11 protein-coding genes are annotated in these 20,573 nt (G+C 45.3%); 10 read left to right on the top strand and 1 reads right to left on the bottom strand.

Translation table 11 applies throughout. The features are described 5' to 3' along the window. Positions 1-170: 170 nt before the first annotated feature. The 5 genes from gcvT to JGK16_RS15795 all read left to right on the top strand — a co-directional run bounded on the left by gcvT (position 171) and on the right by JGK16_RS15795 (position 8,206). Complete coding sequence (gene gcvT, locus JGK16_RS15815; protein WP_293181182.1) at positions 171-1,322, top strand: glycine cleavage system aminomethyltransferase GcvT; 1,152 nt, start codon at positions 171-173, stop codon at positions 1,320-1,322. A 19-nt stretch (positions 1,323-1,341) separates the two neighbouring features. After that, complete coding sequence (locus tag JGK16_RS15810) at positions 1,342-1,470, top strand: hypothetical protein (RefSeq protein WP_293181185.1); 129 nt, start codon at positions 1,342-1,344, stop codon at positions 1,468-1,470. A gap of 5 nt (positions 1,471-1,475) precedes the next feature. After that, complete coding sequence (locus JGK16_RS15805; RefSeq protein WP_293181188.1) at positions 1,476-1,982, top strand: GUN4 domain-containing protein; 507 nt, start codon at positions 1,476-1,478, stop codon at positions 1,980-1,982. Positions 1,983-2,218: 236 nt separating this feature from the next. Continuing rightward, entirely contained in the window at positions 2,219-4,960 is a 2,742-nt protein-coding gene (locus JGK16_RS15800) for a DEAD/DEAH box helicase (protein ID WP_293181191.1), read from the top strand. A 480-nt stretch (positions 4,961-5,440) separates the two neighbouring features. Next, positions 5,441-8,206: a family 10 glycosylhydrolase gene (locus JGK16_RS15795; protein ID WP_293192306.1), complete on the top strand. Its 2,766-nt coding sequence runs from the start codon at positions 5,441-5,443 to the stop codon at positions 8,204-8,206. A gap of 313 nt (positions 8,207-8,519) precedes the next feature. Here the strand turns inward: JGK16_RS15795 and JGK16_RS15790 are convergent, their stop codons facing one another. Then, the gene (locus JGK16_RS15790; RefSeq protein WP_293192305.1) at positions 8,520-8,720 is read right to left on the bottom strand and encodes a hypothetical protein; all 201 of its coding nucleotides are present in this window, start codon (positions 8,718-8,720) and stop codon (positions 8,520-8,522) included. Between the two features lie 69 nt (positions 8,721-8,789). On the opposite strand from JGK16_RS15790, the gene JGK16_RS15785 reads away from it, so the two are divergent. From JGK16_RS15785 to JGK16_RS15765, 5 genes are all read left to right on the top strand, one after another. Next, positions 8,790-12,737 (top strand): PAS domain S-box protein, encoded by a 3,948-nt coding sequence (locus tag JGK16_RS15785; RefSeq protein WP_366517165.1) that lies wholly within the window; start codon positions 8,790-8,792, stop codon positions 12,735-12,737. A gap of 9 nt (positions 12,738-12,746) precedes the next feature. Further along, positions 12,747-14,171 carry a response regulator gene (locus JGK16_RS15780; RefSeq protein WP_293181200.1) on the top strand — a complete coding sequence of 475 codons (1,425 nt, stop codon included), beginning with the start codon at positions 12,747-12,749 and terminating at the stop codon, positions 14,169-14,171. Positions 14,172-14,485: 314 nt separating this feature from the next. Then, positions 14,486-14,881 (top strand): response regulator, encoded by a 396-nt coding sequence (locus tag JGK16_RS15775; protein ID WP_293181203.1) that lies wholly within the window; start codon positions 14,486-14,488, stop codon positions 14,879-14,881. Next, positions 14,878-17,364 carry a response regulator gene (locus JGK16_RS15770; RefSeq protein ID WP_293192303.1) on the top strand — a complete coding sequence of 829 codons (2,487 nt, stop codon included), beginning with the start codon at positions 14,878-14,880 and terminating at the stop codon, positions 17,362-17,364. The genes JGK16_RS15775 and JGK16_RS15770 overlap by 4 nt, the downstream gene beginning before the upstream one ends. 209 nt (positions 17,365-17,573) lie before the next feature. Then, positions 17,574-20,213: a response regulator gene (locus JGK16_RS15765; RefSeq protein WP_293192301.1), complete on the top strand. Its 2,640-nt coding sequence runs from the start codon at positions 17,574-17,576 to the stop codon at positions 20,211-20,213. Positions 20,214-20,573 lie beyond the last annotated feature (360 nt).

The following is a 20,573-nucleotide window of genomic DNA, read 5'->3' as shown; positions in this document are numbered from 1 at the left end:
CTTTGAGGGACGGCTCCTTTGCTCTCTCTATCAATAGTGAGAGTATTGCTATCGCGTATGCCCTGTTTGTCCAGGGTTGTGCAGCGTAACACCGTCAGCACCACACACCACAAAAACCAACTTTCCCCTAAAATCAAAACAGTCTACCCGCAACCAACAAAGCGCTACCTGTGGCAAACTCAACTGAACCCAACAATCCAGAGATAACGAGTCAGCTTGCGCGATCGCCTCTGTACGAACTATCATTGCAGCTCAAAGGTCGAATGGTGCCCTTTTCCGGGTGGGAGATGGCCGTGCAGTACGCAGGTATCACCAGCGAACACCAAGCAGTACGCCAGCAAGCAGGAATGTTCGACATTTCCCACATGGGAAAATTCTGTTTGAGAGGGAAACAGGTAATAGAAAAATTTCAACCCTTAGTACCGTCAGACTTAAGTCGGTTGCAACCAGGACAAGCTCAATATACAGTCTTATTAAATGACAAAGGCTGCATCCTAGACGACATTATTTTCTACTGCCAAGAACCCGATGGAACCACGGGCGAAGAACGTGCAGCAATCATTGTCAATGCCGCCACTCGCATCACAGACAAAGCCTGGATTCTCACCCACTTAGACTTAAGCGAACTTATTTTTACCGACATCTCGGAAGACCAAGTTTTAATTGCAATTCAAGGCCCGGAAGCTGTTAACTGTCTCCAGCCTTTTGTCGAAGATAACCTCGCACCAATTAAAGCTTTCGGACACTTAGAAACTAAGTTGTTGGGACAGCCGAGTTTTATCGCCAGAACAGGTTATACTGGCGAAGATGGATTTGAAATCATGGTGGATACAGAAACCGGAAAACAAGTCTGGCAAAAATTCCTAGATGCTGGCGTTGTTCCCTGCGGTTTGGGTGCGAGAGATACTTTGCGTTTAGAAGCAGCAATGGCACTTTACGGTCAAGATATCGATGACAATACTACACCTTTAGAGGCTGGATTGGGTTGGGTAGTTCACCTCGATAGCAAAGGCGATTTTATTGGGCGCGAGGTTTTGGAACAGCAGAAAGCTACGGGAGTATCGAAGCGGTTGGTAGGTTTGGAAATGCAGGGGCGGCACATTGCGCGTCATGGCTATCCGATAATAGTTGCAGGGGAAAAAGTAGGAGAAATTACTAGCGGTACATTATCGCCTACTTTGAATCGGGCGGTAGCCCTCGCGGTTGTTCCGGCAAAATTAGGTAAAATTGGCCAGCAGTTAGAAGTTGAGATTCGTGGGAAAAATTACCCGGCTACGGTGGTGAAAAAGCCATTTTATCGATCGCCAAATCGCCCAAATTAAATAACGTTCGATCGGGTGAATGTCAAAGTCAAAAAATAGACTCAACCCGATGGTTTTAAGTGCTTCGAGGGCGAAATTGGATGCTTCGGTGGTTGATTTGATTTGTTTGACACACTCAAGTGCGATCGAGGATTACAAAAAAGGTTGAATTCTATGTCACAAGCCGAAAAAAATGAAGTTGAGTTAGTTTCTGCCGTGGGTATCGATTATAGCAAATTGCGAGATTTAGTGGCAGCTAACAAGTGGGAAGAAGCCGATCGAGAAACCCTGAGAGTGATGTTGAAGGTGGCGGGTACGAAACAAGAATGGCTGGATACAGAAAGTATTGAAAAATTCCCCTGCGAGGACTTGCGTACCATTGACCAACTTTGGGTAAAATATTCTAAAGGTCACTTCGGCTTTAGCGTGCAGAAGCTTATTTATCAAAGTCTGGGGGGAACCAGTGGATATAATAGCGAAGTTTGGGGCAGGTTTGGCGATCGTGTGGGTTGGAGACAAAAGAATCAATGGGTCTACTACGAAGACATCACTTTTTCAGAGAAAGCACCTGAAGCTCAGCTTCCAGTTTTAGATTGTTGGAATATTTGGGGGATTTGTTGGTGGTTTGATGGAGAGAGGGGAAGGGAGTGGGTGTCTATTCTCTCGCGTCGAGACTTGTAGAGTTTAGCATTTAGGCATTTCAGGGTAATTGGGAATTGGGAATTGGTAAATTCATCGCAAGAAATATTTTTCCACTCTCCCCTCTCCCCCTCTCCCCCTCTCCGAATTCTCTCCCTCTCCTCTTTGTTCGAGTGCCGATTTGCGGGCGTTGGTCTAAAATCAATACAGTCGTCCTCTGCTGCCTTGCTTTCGGCAAGATTTAAGCATACTTACCCTGCAACCTCATAATAATCCTTGTGCCTAACGCTTCCCAGAACCGCCAAGAGCTGGATCTGAAGACCATATTTCCATTTGAGCTAGATAACTTTCAGAGAGACGCGATCGCCGCCCTCGATGCAGGTAAATCCGTTGTCGTGTGTGCTCCCACGGGCTCAGGGAAAACTTTAATCGGCGAATACGCCATCCATCAAGCACTCTCAAGAGGGCGGCGCGTCTTCTACACCACTCCCCTCAAAGCTCTTTCCAACCAAAAGCTGCGCGACTTTCGCAATCAATTTGGAGATGAGATGGTAGGTTTGCTGACGGGCGACATCTCCTTCAATCGAGATGCGCCGATTTTGGTGATGACTACCGAAATATTTCGGAATATGCTCTACGGTACGCCGATCGGCGCTGTCGGTGCTTCTCTCACCGGAGTCGAAACCGTGGTGCTCGACGAGTGTCACTACATGAACGATCGCCAGCGGGGTACAGTCTGGGAAGAATCAATCATCTATTGTTCCAGCGAAATTCAACTCCTCGCCCTCTCAGCAACCGTTGCTAATAGCGACCAACTTACAGACTGGATTAACAAAGTCCACGGGCCCACAGAGCTTGTCTACTCAGACTTTCGGCCAGTGCCGCTACAATTCCACTTCGCCAATCAAAAAGGGATATTTCCCCTGCTAGACGAAACCGGCAAAAGAGCTAATCCGCGATTAGTCCCCAAAAAGAAGCAGCAAAAATCAGAAAGAGGTAGCATTCCGACTCCCACTTTGACCGATGTTTTGTCTCGGTTGGACGATCGCGATATGCTACCAGCAATTTACTTCATCTTCAGCCGTCGCGGGTGCGACCAAGCAGTAGCAGAAGTAGGCAATTTCTCCCTAGTTAACGCAGCCGAAACAGCCGAACTCAAACGCATTATTGACGATTTTTTACAGCGCAACCCAGAAGCAGAACGTTTCGGTCAAAAAGAAGCACTTTTAAAAGGCATCGCCGCCCACCACGCAGGCATTTTGCCCGCCTGGAAAGGTTTAGTAGAAGAACTTTTTGGCAGAGGTTTGATTAAAGTCGTATTTGCCACCGAAACCCTCGCAGCCGGGATCAATATGCCCGCCCGCACCACCGTCATTTCCACCCTGTCCAAACGCACCGACAAGGGACACCGACTGCTAAACGCTTCAGAATTCCTACAAATGGCCGGTCGGGCAGGTCGCCGGGGCATGGATGAGCTGGGGCACGTGGTCGCAGTTCAGACCCGCTTTGAAGGCGCAAAGGAAGCCTCCTATTTGGCAACAGCCAAAGCCGACCCCCTTGCCAGTCAGTTTACGCCCAGCTACGGCATGGTGCTGAATTTGCTGCAAACTCACACGCTTGAGGAAGCTCAAGAGTTGGTAGAACGCAGTTTTGGTCAATACCTTTCTACCTTGTACTTGCAGCCGCAGCAATCAGAATTAGATCGGTTGCAAACAGAATTAGCGGTGCTCGAAGAGTCCCTAGCCGCCGGAGGTAATGTCTCTACCCTGGAAAAACAACTCGCCCATTACGAAAAATTGCAGGGAAGGCTCAAAGAAGACAAACGTTTGCTGAAAACTCTATTGCAGCAAGCAGAAGAAACGCGAATTAAGGAGATGTCCGTAGCTGTAGCTTTTGCAGTGCTAGGCACGGTTCTGAGTCTGAAGGGCAAACACGTCCCGACAGCCAAACGATCGCACACAACCCCAGTCCCCGCCGTACTGGTTGCCAAAATCCCAGGTTCCGGCCAAGCACCTAATTTGGTATGTTTGGGCAAAGACAACCGCTGGTATATCGTCGCGATTAGCGATGTCGCCACCCTCCACGCCCAACTACCCCGCTTGAGTGTCGCAGATGGCTTAAACCCGCCTCCGGAATTGACCCTGAGACTCGGCCAGTGTCGCTTGGGAAGTGAAGAAACTGTGGCAATTGCTCAATCGATCCCAGAATTGCCCGCACCGGAACCGAGCCCAGAGGCGATCGAGCAACAGCAGAAAATCGTCGCCCTCGAAGATAAACTAGAAATTCACCCTGTTCTCGAATGGGGCAATCCCGGTACTTTGCTCAAGCGCCAGCGCCGCCGCGAAGAATTGAAAAAAGAAATCCGCAAAGCCGAACAAGACTTAGAAAAGCAGCGAGCTCGCTACTGGGAGCAATTTCTCAACTTAATTGACATCTTGCTAAATTTCGGATGTTTGGAAAGAGTAATTTCGGCAGATGGGAATCGAGATGACTCCTCCGACAGGTTGGTACCCACAATCTTGGGTCAAGCCTGCGCCGCCATTCGCGGTGATAATGAACTGTGGCTGGGTTTGTCTCTGATGTCTGCTGAGTTTGACGAACTCGACCCCCACCACCTCGCTGCTGCTTGCGCGGCCTTGGTTACAGAAGTTTCTCGGCCTGACAGTTGGACTCATTACTCGCTGTCGCCGGAAGTTTTGGCACCTTTGGACAATCTGCAAAAAGGCCTGCGCCGCCGATTGTTTCAAGTACAGTACCGCCACGAAGCTGCGATCCCGATTTGGCTGGAACGGGATATCGTGACTTTGGTGGAACAGTGGGCTCTGGGCGTGGAATGGCTGGAACTGATTAGTCACACGAGTTTGGATGAAGGGGATGTGGTGCGGATTTTGCGCCGGACTTTGGATTTCTTGTCTCAGATTCCTCATGTTCCTCACGTGTCGGATTCTTTGCGGAAGAATGCTTGTCGGGCGATGCAGTTGATCGATCGATTCCCGGTAAATGAAGCGGCAACTCAGTAAGGATCGCGAATTAAATAATTTACACATATTTGTGGGATGGGCGTCCCGCCCGTCCCACAAGAACAATAAAAATTGTAAGTTATTTAATTCTCATTCCTAAGGTTCGATCGTTCGGGAGCATCTCAGTTTTGCATTTATTATAGTGCGAGCGTCCCCGCTCGCGTATTGTACAATACGCGAGCGGGGACGCTCGCACTCAAAGAAAAAATGCTTTTTACAAAAATGAGATGCTCCCGATCGTTCGGAATGCGAGTCCTTCATAAATGCGGACTAAAGTCCTCACTACCAACCTTTTTTATGGCGATCGTTCGATCGCACCCGAGATCGGTTCGCTCGAATTCGATCCCATTGCAGGCGGGCGATCGCATATTTTCCTGATTTAGGTTGCATGACCTGATAAAAAATTGTATTGTGCGAGTTAATTGCTCGAAATTGTTATTGAAATTTTCCTAAGTGGTGTGGTGGGTAATTCTCGTGTCAATGCAACAAATCAAAAAGCCCGATAGAAATCCAAAAATTCGCTTTTTCACTTTCTTGCAAAGAGTCTTCATTGGCACTCTAGCGAGTACATTACTCAATCTCTCCATCCTATTTCCCTCTCCCAGTTTTGCGGAAGTAGTTCTGGGAGTTGTTCGCAGTTCCGAGAATTCCCCCGACTGGGTGAAGATTACCACGCGCCTCTGGGAAAGCGGCATTGCTTACAAACCAATCAATCTCGAAGACATCAAAAATTTGGCAGATTTAGCAGGCGTTAATGTGCTATTTTTGCCCAATATTGAAACTTTGAGTCCGGCACAAATTAAAGTTTTAGAAGCTTGGACAAAACAGGGCGGCCGCTTGATTGCTTCGGGCCCAGTCGGCCGCAGTTCCCCAGCCTTAGTACGTCAATCTTTACGATCGCTCCTCGGGGCCTATTGGGCTTTTCCGTTGACTCAGCGGGGGGCGGTGCAACCGCGCACCCGCTGCCGCGATCTCGCTTGTACCAGTTCAAGCAACTGGGTTCCCCCAGAACAAAAAAATGCCTCTGTTCAAGGCGGCGTCTTGATTCCCGCCGACGCGAACAGTCAAACCATCGCTACCTGGAAAGATAGTTCCGGTTCCTCCGCTGCGATCGCCACCGATCGCGCTACCTATCTCGGCTGGCGCTGGGGTAGCGACGGTTCCCCAAATATAGACACGGCTTGGCTGCGGGCCTCGATCGCCCGCTGGGGAGGAACTGTGGGTAGGCCTGTCGAGCCGCCAACAGCAGCCGCACCACCGCTGCCAAATCCCCCCTCCAGGGTCACGAGAAATACCCCCAGTTCGCCGCGCAATACTCCGCTGAGCCGACTTTCTCCTTCTCCCCCCCTTCCAGATCCCGTACCTGCAACTTTTACAGACCCTTCGGATCAGTCGGCGCCGGCGGGTTTGGACGTGCAGATAAATTCCAATAAGCCGATCGTCAGCATTGAAGCCTACTTGATGCGCCAAGAACTCACCAACCTCCTCGGCAGGTTTGAAAGCGCCCTGACAGCAGCTAATTCAGGCAATACCGCCGTCAATCTCGATGCTGCTATCCCCCCTCAATTGGTGGCGTCAAGCAACAGTGTCGGTGGGCCGCAGGCGAGTCGCCCGTTGGTTTTACCAGCAGCAACCACAGGGGCGATCGCCAAGGCCCGTCAGGTTTTGCAAAATTTTGACCAACTCCTGCAAGAGCAAAAATACGCTGAGATCAGGCAGCAGTGGGTGCAAGCGCGCCAGTTGCTCTGGCAAAATTACCCCCAGGAAGGGCAGCGCATTGGGGCGGAAATTCGCGCCGTTTGGCTCGATCGCGGTACGATCGTCGCAGCGCGATCGGAACAGGGTTTGGCCGCTGTGTTCGATCGACTTGCCGCCGCCGGGATCAATACCGTTTTCTTTGAAACTTTAAATGCCGGATATCCGATTTATCCCAGTCAAGTTGCACCGCAACAAAACCCCCTCACAGTTGGCTGGGATCCTCTGGAATCTGCGGTTAAATTAGCCCACGAGCGAGGCATAGAACTGCACGCTTGGATTTGGACTTTTGCCACGGGCAATAAACGCCACAATACTTTAATTGGCAAACCTGGTTCTTATCCAGGTCCGGTACTTTCGGCCTATCCAAATTGGGCAAATATTGACAATAAAGGACGCACGCAAAACCCTAACGATGGTAAATTTTATCTCGATCCTGCAAACCCGGAAGCGCGGAATTATTTACTAAAAATTATCAGCGAAATTACCAGCAAATACAAAGTAGATGGTGTGCAATTAGACTACATTCGCTATCCTTTTCAAGATGACAATGCAGGTTTTGTCTACGGCTACGGTGCAGCAGCAAGGCAGCAATTTAAACAGTTAACTGGTACCGATCCGGTGAATATTTCGCCGAGTTCTGGCAATTTGTGGCGGCAGTGGGTTGAGTTTAAAACCAATCAAATTAATAGTTTTGTAGCTGAAGTATCTCAGCTTTTGCGGTCGAATTATCCTCGCACTATTCTGTCAGTTGCGGTGTTTCCCCACCCCGAAAGTCAGCGGATTTACAAAATTCAGCAAAATTGGGAAGTTTGGGCCCGTCAGGGGATTGTAGACTTGATTGTGCCGATGACTTATGCTTTGGATACGAACCGACTTCAACGCATTACCGAACCGCTAGCAAAGGAACAAATGCTCGGTTCAGCTTTAATTTCTCCCTCGGTTAAGTTGTTGACACTCCCGGAAGTTGTGGCGATCGACCAAATTCAAGCTTTGCGCGATTTGCCGACTGGGGGCTATGCTATTTTTGCGGTGGAAAGTATCAGCAGCGGGATGCAGAGCTTTTTTAACCGGACTCAAGGTGTCAGAGTGCGATCGTCTACGAGGGCTTCGCTAACGACTTCTGCTTCCGAACCAATTCCTTACCGCCAGCCCTTTGCAGCAGCAGCTTCGCGCTATACTGCTCTCAAGCAGGAATGGAGTTTTTTGTTGGCTAACAATCAGTTGCGGGTGTCGGAATCTGAATTGAAAGTTCTCAAAAGTCGATCGGAGGAATTGGGTGTTGCCTTGAGCAGATTGGCTGCAAGTCCTTCTGCCGAAAGCTTAACAACTGCTAAAAGATTGTTGGCGAGTTTTGAAGCTCAATTTCAGTCTTCCATGCGCTTGCATTCTGGGCAAAATAGCTATCAGGTGCAAACTTGGCAAAATCGTTTGGAAAGCTTGGATATGCTGTTGCGTTACGGCGAAAGGGTGGAGTTGAATCGCAGGTAAATACAGGTGTTTCGGGTGCCGGTGGCTGCGGATAGTGCGATCGTACCCAATCACCTGCATCGATAGTTCTCCAAAAACTTTCTCTTGAAATACGCTAGATTAATTTAAATTAATACCCTGGACAGTTGTCAGTACGGACAATATCTGCATAACAGTTATACCAATCTGCATTTCCCGCAACAAGTAAGTAGGTTATCAAAAAAAACCTGATTCTCTTGTCAGGGCTGGTGTCGGTTAAAATTCTATGATAGAAGCTAGTAGAGCAGCGCTTTCACCCGCCCAACTGATGTAATCTTTATTTGTAACCACCTACTTATGCCGCGGACATCTCTATTGCGTGTCCGAAGACCGGAAGGCAAGCGATCCGATCGCGATCGCCAACACCCAGGATTGCTTCGCACTCGCAAGTCAGGTTAAAAAACTCTAATTGTGCAGTCACGAGGGAAGTCCTCAAAACTCTCAAAAGGCGATCGCCAACACTTTTATGATGAGTCAGGAACCGGATTTGAGACAACTCCCTCCTGTATCGCTCCAAGACTTTAAGATCTACTAATTTCCACGACCAATTTCAATTATTTTTAGGATGAATATGTTTCCTAAACCGCTGAATCGCTTTGCTACCAAAATTATCGGCAAAGCTCCATTACAAACTGTGCTCGTGCTTCCTTTTTTAGTGCAAATTGTTGGCACAGTAGGAGTTGTAGGTTGGCTGTCGTTCCAAAACGGTCAGCGGGCTGTTAACGATGTGGCCGCTCAGTTGCGGGGAGAAATTAGCGCTCGCATCAAAGACCGCATTGAAAATTATATGTCAATTCCCCACATTGTCAATCACCTGAACGTTCAAGGCGTAAAATTGGGGCAATTGAACCTAGAAGACAAACAAAAACTCGAACTTCATTTCCTCGAACAAATTCAATATTTTGATTCAATCAGCATCATTTATACAGGCAAAGAAAATGGAGACCACTCAGGAGCAATCCGCACTAAAGATCGGATTCTGATATCTGCTGCTGACAGCTCGACTGGCAATAAATTAGCTCGATATACTGCTGACCCTCAAGGAAAACGCGTTAAATTAATCGAAATTTCTCCCGAAAAATACGACCCGCGAGTTCGTCCTTGGTACATAGCAGCGGCGCTAGCCAAAAAGCCTGTTTGGACTCCAATTTATACAGACTTCTTGACCAGAGAACTGGCAATTACTGCTTCTTTGCCTATCTACGACAATGATGGTAAGCTGTTAGGAGTAGCTGGCAGCGATTTGCTGTTTTCCAAAATCAAAGAATTTCTCGTCAGCCTCAAAATTGGCAAGTCGGGACAAACTTTTGTGATGGAGCGATCGGGGATGTTAATTGCCACTTCAAAGCCGGGTAAAGAATTTGCAGTACAAGGTAAAGAAGCAAAACGCATCAAAGCTTCAGCCAGCGAAAATCCGGTAATTCGCCAAACTGCACAGCATTTAGATAAATTCTACCAAAGCTTAGCTAAAATCAATAATTCTCAACAGCTTACCTTTGATGTTGACGGTCAGCGAAATTTTATTCAGGTAACTCCTTTTCAAGACGATCGAGGGTTGGATTGGCTGATTGTGGTAGTTGTACCCGAGTCAGACTTTATGCAGCAAATTAATGCCAATACCCGCACCACTTTTTTGCTGTCCGTTGCAGCTTTGATTGGGGCGACCATTCTTGGGATTCTGACTGCTAAATGGGTGGTGCGGCCGATTTTAAAATTGAATGCGGCGGCGAAAGCTTTGGCACGCAATGAATGGGATACAAAGCTCGCTTTGAATCGCGAAGATGAACTCGGAGAACTTGCCGCTGCTTTCAACAGCATGGCAGAGCAATTGCAGCATTCATTTACTTCGCTCTCGGAAAGCGAAAACCGAGTCAAACAATTTCTCGATGCAGTACCGCTAGGCATTTTTATTGTCGAAAAAAATGGTAAACCTCACTACATTAATCCTATAGGAGAGCAACTTTTTGGTCAAGGAATCATAGCAGCAGATGCCGAAAATTTGCGCCAAGCTTACAAAGTTTATTTAGCTGGAACCCAGGAAATTTACCCGGCGGAACACGACCCTATTTTAAATGCTTTGCAGGGCAAAAGTGTCACTGTCGATGACATGGAAATCTGCTCCCGTGACAAAACTGTTCCCCTACAAGTTTGGGGAACTCCTATTTACGACGCCCAAGGACATATTATCTATGGGATGTGCGCCTTTCAAGATATTACGGAACGCAAACAAGCGGAGCAACTGTTAAAAGAATACAACCAAAACTTAGCAGTCCAAGTTGCAGAACGTACCGCCGCTCTTGCCAAGGCAAAAGAAAAGTTTTCTAAAGCTTTTCGTTCTAGTCCAAATGCAATTACGATCACGAGAATCAGTGACGGTCGCCACATAGAAGTTAATGAAAGCTTTTGCCGGATGATTGGCTACACGCACGACCAAATTATTGGTAAAACAGCCGTAGATCTAAATTTTTGGGCGAGTCTAGGAGAGCGCGATCGCATGATTCAAATGTTAAGAAACCAGACAGCCCTTCACAATTACGAGCTGAGATTTCGCAAAAAAAACGGTACAGAAAGAACGGCCCTGCTGTCTATTGAAACCATCGATATTGAGGGAGAAGCTTGTTTTCTCTCGATTTCGAGCGATATTACCGATCGCCAAAAAGCAGAAACCGCCCTCCGCGAAGCAGAAGAAAAATATCGCAACATTTATGAAAATGCTTTGAATGGCATTTTTCAAACTGCTGCTGACGGGACATACCTCAGCGCCAACCCCGCTTTAGCTGAACTCTACGGTTACGAATCGCCCGCAGAATTAATCGCAGCACAGCCGAATTTCAAGAACCAGCTTTACGTGAAACCCAACCGCCGCAGCGAATTTGTAGCGCTGATCGACGAGTACGGGATACTGTCTAACTTTGAATCGGAAATTTACCGCAAAGATGGTAGCATCATCTGGATTTCCGAAAATTGTCGGGCCGTGTGCGATCCCGCAGGAAATCTACTTTATCACGAAGGTTTTATTAAAGATATTACGGATAGCAAAGAAGCACAAATCAAAATGGAGCAGGCGAAAGAAGCCGCCGAAGCAGCCAACAAAGCTAAAAGTACGTTTCTCGCCAATATGAGCCACGAATTGCGATCGCCCCTGAACGCAGTCATCGGCTTTGCTCAAGTCATGATCCGCAGTAAAAATTTGTCTCCCGAAAATCAAGAAGATGTCGGGATTATCCTGCGGAGCGGCGAGCATTTGCTGACGTTAATTAACCAAGTTTTAGACTTGTCAAAAATTGAAGCTGGACGCACTACCATTAATGAAAAAAGCTTCGATTTATATCGAATCCTCGATGATTTAGAAGATATGTTTGCTCTCAAAGCTGAGGAAAAAGGCTTGCAATTAATCTTCGATCGAGATGCAGAAGTTCCCCATTACATTTCCACCGATGAAGTGAAATTGCGCCAAGTATTAATTAATTTGCTCAACAATGCAATTAAATTTACTTCACAAGGTGGAGTGTCGGTGCAAGTGAAAGGAGGAAAGCGGAATTTACACAAAAACAGCGCTGATGAAATGCCCGGCCGCTACTCGCTCCATTTTGAAGTTCAAGATACTGGTGCAGGCATTGCCACCGAAGAAATCCATCAGTTGTTTGAAGCATTTGTGCAGACAACAACGGGTAAAGATTCTCAAGAAGGGACGGGTTTAGGTTTAGCGATCAGCCGCCAGTTCGTGCAATTGATGGGAGGTGAAATTACTGTTAGCAGCGAGGTGGGCAAGGGTGCGCTATTTCAATTTGATATCCAAGTTCATCTGGTGGAAGCTAGTGATATTGAAAGTAAAAAAGCTCTACGTCGAGTTGTTGCCCTCGAACCGAATCAGCCACCTTACCGCTTGCTAATTGTGGACGACAAACCTTTGAACCGCCAACTGTTAGTAAAACTTCTCAGTCCGTTGGGATTTCTGTTGAGAGAAGCGAATAACGGTCAAGAAGCGGTGGATATTTTTAGGGATTGGGAACCGCATCTAATTTGGATGGACATGAGAATGCCTGTAATGGACGGGTACGAGGCAACGAAACAGATTAAAACTACAACTGGCGGGCAAGCAACGGCGATTGTTGCCCTGACTGCTAGTGTTTTGGAGGAAGAACGGGCGGTGATTCTTTCGACGGGTTGCGATGATTTTATGCGGAAACCGTTCCGAGAGGAAGATATCTTTGCGGCCATGGGGAAACATTTAGGAGTACGCTATATTTATGAAGAGCCAACAGAGGTCAGTATGGGGGGTGCGGGGGAGTCTAGTCAGGATGTGCTGACACCAGAGGCGATCGCCTCTCTTTCTCCAGACTGGAGGGTTCAATTCAAGCAAAATATTTTGAGTGTAGACATGGAGGCGATCGCCAGTTCGATCGCACAAATCGGCACTATCAACCCCTCTCTGGCAGCCGCGCTTCAAGATTGCATTAATAATTTTGAATATGACAGAATTTTGACCACAATCGATCGCAGCGAACAATAGTAAATACCGATGACTTCAACTTTGCAGAACACCAATCGAGCTAATATTTTAGTAGTGGACGACACGCCACAAAACCTGCGGCTATTGGCAGAAATTTTGAGCAATCAAGGCTATCAAGTTCGCCCAGTTCCTAACGGCAAACTAGCACTATCTGCCGCTCAAAAAATGCCCCCAGATATAGTTCTGCTGGATATTATGATGCCGGATATGGATGGCTATGAAGTTTGTCAGCGACTCAAAGATTCTGAAGTAACAAAAGACATCCCGGTGATTTTCATCAGTGCGATTAACGATGTGATGGATAAAGTTAAAGCTTTTGCAGTTGGGGGAGTGGACTTTATTACCAAACCTTTTCAGGTTGAAGAAGTTTTAGCCCGAATCGAAACTCATTTAAAAATTTGTTCGTTGCAACAAAGTTTGCAAGAAAAAAATCAAGATTTAGCAACTGCTATCTACCAATTGCAAGCGACACAAGAGCATTTGATTCAATCGGAAAAAATGGCGGCACTGGGACAACTGATTGCCGGCATTGCCCACGAAATCAATACTCCGCTAGGCATCATAGGTTCATCTATTGATAATATTTCTAATTTTTGGGACGAAAATTTAGAAAAAATGCCTCAATTTTTTCAACAACTTTCTGAAGAAAGCCAAGCTTGTTTTTTAGCTTTGCTGCACAGATCTACAAATCACGAAACGCTATTTACTAGCAGAGAAAAGCGCAAAATTAAGCAGCAGTTGCGTAACGAGTTGATGGCAGGAGGCATTGAAAATGCTGAAGAAATAGCGGATAGTTTAGTTGACATGGAGATTTACGATCGCATAGAAGAATTGTTGCCATTTTTTAAATTGCCGGATTGGGAAGTGGTTTTCAATACTGCTTACCAGTTTGCGAGCTTTAAGAAAAGTATTAGCCTGATCCAAAGAGCGACAGCCAAGTCGGGAAAAGTAGTATTTGCCTTAAAAAGCTACGCTCATTTCGATAGCAAGCAAGAAAAAGTGCAGGCGAACTTGCATGATGGCATTGAAATGGTGTTAACTCTTTATCAAAATCAACTGAAACACGGCATAGAAGTAGTCAAAAACTATGGAGATTTACCGAAAATCATGTGTTATCCGGATGACTTAAATCAAGTTTGGACAAATCTAATTCACAATGCCCTGCAAGCAATGGATTATAAAGGTATTTTGACGATTGAAACTAAGCAGCAAGAGACAAATCTTGTCCTCAAATTTACTGATGACGGCAAAGGTATTCCCCCAGAAGTTATTCCCAAAATTTTTCACCCATTTTTTACGACTAAATCTGCGGGGGAAGGTAGCGGTTTGGGATTGGACATCGTGAGAAAAATTGTTGACAAACATGAAGGTACAATTGCTGTAGAGTCGGTACCTGGACAGACAAGCTTTACAGTCTCCCTCCCAATCTATTAAACTAAACTTACACCTGTTAAAAAAAGAATGCCACTGTCAGCAAGCACCAAACCCCGATTGTCATCAGTGATACCCAATCGAACATCCCCAATCCTCCAATGCCAAAATGGTATTATCCGCAGGGGCTGATTCCCGATAGCGACAGGGGCTGTCTCGCTGACAAACATAAGATTTATTGCGATTGACCGGGTTTCTTTTGTGAAGTTCTATTAAAATAAAATAGGGGACATAGATAGTGCATCCTCGCCCGAAATCAATAACATAGAAGCAAGTCATGTCGGTAAACCCATTAAAATAATAGCAGAGAGCAAAAGATGAATAAGCCTGTAATTCTTTGCGTTGACGATGAACCCGATATCTTGAAGACTCTCAAGATGCAGCTCAAGAATGAATTTAAAGATGATTATTTTTACGAATTAGCTGAAAGTGGTGATGAAGCTTTAGATTTACTGGAGGAGTTTCCAGCAGAAGCTGAGGTGATTGTGGTTGTTTCTGATTGGCTGATGCCGGGAATCAAAGGTGATGAACTGTTAATTAGAGTTCACCAAAAATATCCTAAAATCGTTAAGGTGATGTTGACGGGGCAAGCGGATAAAGAGGCTCTTCAGCGGGCAGTAAAAGAAGCCGATTTATACTGCTGTTTGTACAAACCGTGGAAAAGTAAAGAGTTAATAGATACGATCAAATCTGGGCTGGCAAAGTTATTATGAAAAAACCTGTGATTGTTTGTATTGATGACGAACCGGATGTTTTGAACAGTTTAAAGATTGAACTGAAAAAGGCGATCGGGGATCGGTGTATTATTGAAACGGCTGAGGGCGGGGAAGATGCTTTAGAGTTACTGGAAGATTTGCAGGCGGATGAATACGAGATTGCGTTGGTGCTTTCCGATTATATTATGCCGGATATTAAAGGGGATGAACTGCTTAAAAAAATTCACGAACGATCGCCCGATACGCTGACTATTATGCTGACTGGGCAAGCTGATCTGGAAGCTCTGAGCAATGCTATAAAGTATGCTAAATTGTACCGTTACATCCCTAAACCTTGGCATAATGAAGATTTAAAATTAACGGTAGTAGAAGCAATTCACAGTTACTTGCAAGACCAAAAGTTAACAGATGAAATCCTGAAGCGGCAAGAAGTAAATGCGGCGCTGTCGGCGAGCGAAAGCCGCCTGAACCAATTTTTAGCAGCTCTGCCCGTGGGGGTATCTGTTTACAATCCCGACGGCTCGATCGCCTATTTCAACCAAGCAGCGCGGGATTTGCTGGGTGCAGACACTATCCCGGAAAGCACTGCGGAACAATTAGCTGCAACTTATCAACTTTATGTTGCCAATACTGATGAGCTTTACCCGCCGGACAATCTGCCAATTTTGCGCGCACTCAAAGGAGAATTTGTCAAGGTTGACGATGTAGAAATCCGTCAAGATGGCAAAATAATTGCGATCGAGATCAATACTACGCCAATTTTTGACGCTAGGGGAAATATTGTTTATGCGATCGCAGCTTTTCAAGATATTACCGATCGCAAACGAGCCGAAAGAATACTAGCAGATTACCAGCACACCTTAGAAACCAAAATAGACGAACGCACAGAACAACTGCAACAAGCCGCCTTAGCTGCTGAAGCTGCAAACAAAGCTAAAAGCACGTTTTTGGCCAATATGAGCCATGAATTGCGGACTCCTCTCAATTCCATACTGGGGTTTGCACAAATCATGGAAGGCAGCTCCAATTTTACTGTCGAAAACCACGAAAATCTGAGTATTATTCGTCGCAGTGGCGAACACTTGCTGGCCCTGATCAATGAAGTTTTAGACTTGTCAAAAATTGAAGCGGGGCGGATGATACTTGACCCTAAAGACTTCGACTTATACCGCTTGCTTGACGATTTACAAGATATGTTTCAAATGCGGGCAAAGAATCAAGAGGTTCAGTTGCTTTTTCAGCGAGAAAATGACGTTGCCCAGTATGTGCGAACCGATGATGTCAAACTGCGGCAAGTGCTGATAAATATTCTCAGCAATGCAATTAAGTTTACGGAACAAGGTTCAATCGTTTTAAGGGTTTCACAATTAGAAAAATCGAGAATAGTTGACTTATTGAACAGTCCAACAGCTTGCATTGATACTACAAAAAGTATTAGAGAGTTTGCCACCGATAGAAGTGATGTGGCAACTGTTGTGCCCAGAGATGAGCCTGATGATTTAACTGACGATCGGGTAATTTTCCTTCAGTTTGAAATAGAAGATACAGGCGTTGGCATTGCTTCGGAAGAATTGGGGAATATTTTCAAGGCATTTGTGCAAACATCTTCGGGTCAAAGAACTCAGAAAGGTACGGGTTTGGGATTGACGATTACCCGTCAATTTGTCCGGCTGATGGGAGGAGAAATCGTCGTAGAAAGTGAATTAGAACGCGGCACAAGTTTTAAATTTGAGATTCCAGTAGGTGTGGTTGATGTTGCTAATATTCCCGCCCCAGAAATTAACCGCGAAGTTACTGGGTTGGAACCAAATCAACCCTGGTATCGAATTTTAATTGTAGACGATCGCGAAGACAACCGCCAACTTTTAGTCAAAATTCTTTCTCCCTTGGGTTTTGGAGTGCGAGAGGCTAGCGATGGCTGCGAAGCAATAGAAATGTGGGAAAATTGGCAGCCGCATTTAATTTTGATGGATCTGCGAATGCCAGTGATGGACGGCTATGAAGCTACTAAAGAAATTAGGAACAGAATACAGCAGCAAGAGCGACAAGAAAAGGGCTCTGTGATTCCGAAGATTGTTGCTTTGACAGCTAGCACTATTGAAGAAAAACGATCGTCTGCTTTATCTATAGGCTGCGACGATTTTATTAGCAAACCTTTCCGCAAAACTGATATATTTGATACGCTCCACAAACATTTGGGAGTGAGGTACCTCTACTCTTACTCAACTGATTTTATCCTAACGGGCGATCGCCACAATCAATCTGACGCTCCCTCTAATGCTGCGCTTGCTTATTTGCCTGCACTTCCCGCAGAATGGATAGAAAACATGAGGCAGGTAATACGTAGCGCTGATTTTGACTTAATTGCGAGGACGATCGAGGAATTAAGGTACGATCATCCTGAATTTACCGAAATCCTCCAGGATCATCTCAATAATTTTGACTACCAAAAAATTCTCACTTTAATTGCCGAGGCATAAAAATAGCATAGTAGAGGTGACAGTTGACAGTTGACAGTTGACAGTTGACAGTTGACAGCTACCCATAGCTGTCGATAGAAGAGGATTGAAGCAATGAATCATTCTACCGTTACCCAAAAAAGTTGGTAAAAAAATCGGTTGAAATCTGATTTTTTACCAAAATTGTAGCAGCAAAGAGAGAAGCAAAAAAAACTCCGGGAAGCAAAATCATGAAAAAACCTGTGATTGTTTGTATTGATGACGAAGCTGATGTTTTGAACAGTTTAAAGATTGAACTAAAAAAGGCGATCGGCGATCGGTGTATTATTGAAACAGCCCAAGGAGGAGAAGATGCTTTAGAGTTATTAACAGATTTACAGGCTGACGAACACGAAATAGCTTTAGTTGTTTCTGATTATATCATGCCGGATATCAAAGGAGACGAACTGCTCCAAATAATTCATGAACGATCGCCCAATACGCTGAAAATTATGCTGACCGGTCAAGCAGATTTGGAGGCAATCAGTCACGCTATCAAGTATGCCAAGCTGTACCGCTACATCCCCAAACCTTGGCAAAAGGAAGATTTGAAGTTAACAGTAGTCGAAGCAGTTCACAGCTATTTGCAAGACCAAAAGTTGGCTGATGAAGTTATTAAGGGGCGAGAAGCAAACAAGCAGTTGCAGATAGCCAACCAGGAATTGTCGGCAAGCGAAAGCCGATTGAATCAATTTTTAGCAGCTTTGCCTGTGGGGGTATCTGTTTACAATCCCGACGGCTCGATCGCCTATATCAATCATACCACCGAGCAGTTGCTGGATGCAGATACTGGGTTGGCAGACAGTATGCTAGGCAACAGTGTTGAACAATTAGTTGCAAGTTCTCAATTTTATGACGCCGAAAACGATCGGCTGTATTTCCCTGAAAATTTTCCGATCTTGCGGGCGCTGAGAGGGGAATATGTCAAGGTGAATGAAGTTGAAATCCTTCAATACGGGCTGACAATCACTCTAGAAATAAGTGCCAAACCTATTTTTGACAGCAACGGAAATATTGTTTTTGCGATCGCAGTTATTCAAGACATCAGCCAGCGCAAAGAATTAGAAAATTTCCTATCAAATTACCAGCGTACCTTAGAAGCTGAAATTGTAGAACGCACAGAACAATTGCAAAAAGCTGCCTTCGCCGCCGAAGCAGCAAACAGAGCGAAAAGTACCTTCCTTGCCAACATGAGTCACGAGTTGCGTACACCTCTCAATGCCATACTCGGCTTTACTCAAATCGTCGAACCCAGCCCGAATTTGACAGTAGACGACAGAGAAAATCTCAGAATTATTTATCGCAGCGGCGAACACTTGCTGACTTTAATTAATCAAGCTTTAGATTTGGCAAAAATCGAAGCGGGGCGGATGACACTTTTTCCGACTAACTTTGACCTTTACTGCTTGCTTGACGAATTGCAAGAAATGTTTGACCTGCGAGCAAAAAATCAAGATTTGCAGTTGATTTTCCAGCGCGATGCTGACATTCCGCAGTACGTGCGAACCGATGAAGTGAAGCTACGCCAGGTGCTAATCAATCTTCTGAGTAATGCGATGAAATTCACTCAAATCGGCGGGGTGTCAGTAAGAGTGCGCCGGAAGTTAGAAGGTATTTCAGCAGCGAATTCGATCGCAAATATAGCCAAAATAAGCGAGGAAGGGGAAATTGTCAGTCCCTTGAAAAATTCGACAGATTCAGATTTAGAAGCAAGCAATTATCCAGAAATTTCTATAATTTCCCGTCAGTCTGAAAGTAAAGTATTGGCAAAAACGGATAATTTAAATATTTCTAATTCTCTGTTTTTGGAGTTTGAAATAGAAGATACGGGAGTTGGTATTGCCCCAGAAGAAATGGGCAATCTTTTTCAAGCATTTGTGCAGACAGCATCCGGTCAAAAAGCTCAACAAGGTACTGGTTTGGGATTGACAATTAGCAACGAATTTGTACGGTTAATGGGTGGCGATCTAACTGTAGAAAGCCAGCTAGAACGGGGTACTATTTTTAGATTTGACATAGAAGTTAGTGCAGTTGATTCCGCTGCAATTACTGTTCCAAAAAACATCCGTGAGGTGATTGGACTGGAACCAGATCAGCAATACTATCGAATTTTAGTTGTGGACGATCGCACAGACAACCGCAAACTGTTAGTCAAAATGCTTTCTGGCTTGGGTTTCGGAGTCGAAGAGGCTAGCAACGGCCGTGAAGCGGTAGAAATGTGGGAAAATTGGCAGCCGCACTTGATTTTGATGGATTTGCGAATGCCGGTGATGGACGGCTACGAAGCGACGATCGAAATTAGATCGAGGATACAGCGGAGAAAGGAAGAGGAACAAGGCGAGGGGAAGATGGATATTCCCAATCCTCAATTCCTGAACCCGAAGATTGTTGCTTTAACAGCTAGTACCCATGAAGATAAACGCTCTTTTTCTTTGTTGATGGGTTGTGATGACTTTATCAGAAAACCTTTCCGCAAAATGGATATATTTGATATGCTGAGCAAACATTTGGGGGTGAGTTATATTTATTCTGACTTGACAGGCTCTGATTCAATGGGCGATCGCAATAACCTATCAAATTCTTCTAATACTTTGTGTGCTTCTTTGCCCAACCTTCCCGCAGAATGGATAGATAATATGAGGCAGGTAATTCGCAGTGCTGATTTTGACTTAATTGGGATCACAATCGAGGAAATAAGGGCTGCTCATCCTGAATTTGCCGACATCCTTCAAGGTCATCTAGAGAATTTTGATTACCAAAAAATTCTCAACTTAATTCTCGAAGCAGAGAAATTCAATAGTACGGTTCATCAGTTGACAGTTGACAGTTGACAGTTGACAGCTACCTCTTCCGTCGATAGAAGAGGATTGGAACAATGAATCATTTTGTTTAATTTCCCCCTAAAAGGAAAGGCTTCAAACCCAATCTTTAGGCGTGAAGTTTGAAAAAAAAATATCTGGATGACTTATGGCTAAAAATAATAGATATAAGTGCTCGACTTTAGTGGTGGCAATATCAAAATTTTAGACTAGACTTGAATTGCAGTCATTCACAAACAATCTTGAAATCATCTGCATCGCTTACCAGTTTCTCTGTAAATCAAACAATGCAAAAGCTCTCAAATTTATCTGTGGTGTAAATCTCAAATCAACTTGCTGACCAAGAATTTCTTGATGGTACAAGCCCACGGA

Origin of the sequence: Microcoleus sp. PH2017_09_SFU_O_A (assembly GCF_020738625.1) — a bacterium.
Taxonomy (GTDB): Bacteria; Cyanobacteriota; Cyanobacteriia; order Cyanobacteriales; family Microcoleaceae; genus Microcoleus.
This window is presented reverse-complemented; position numbering and strand designations above follow the sequence as displayed.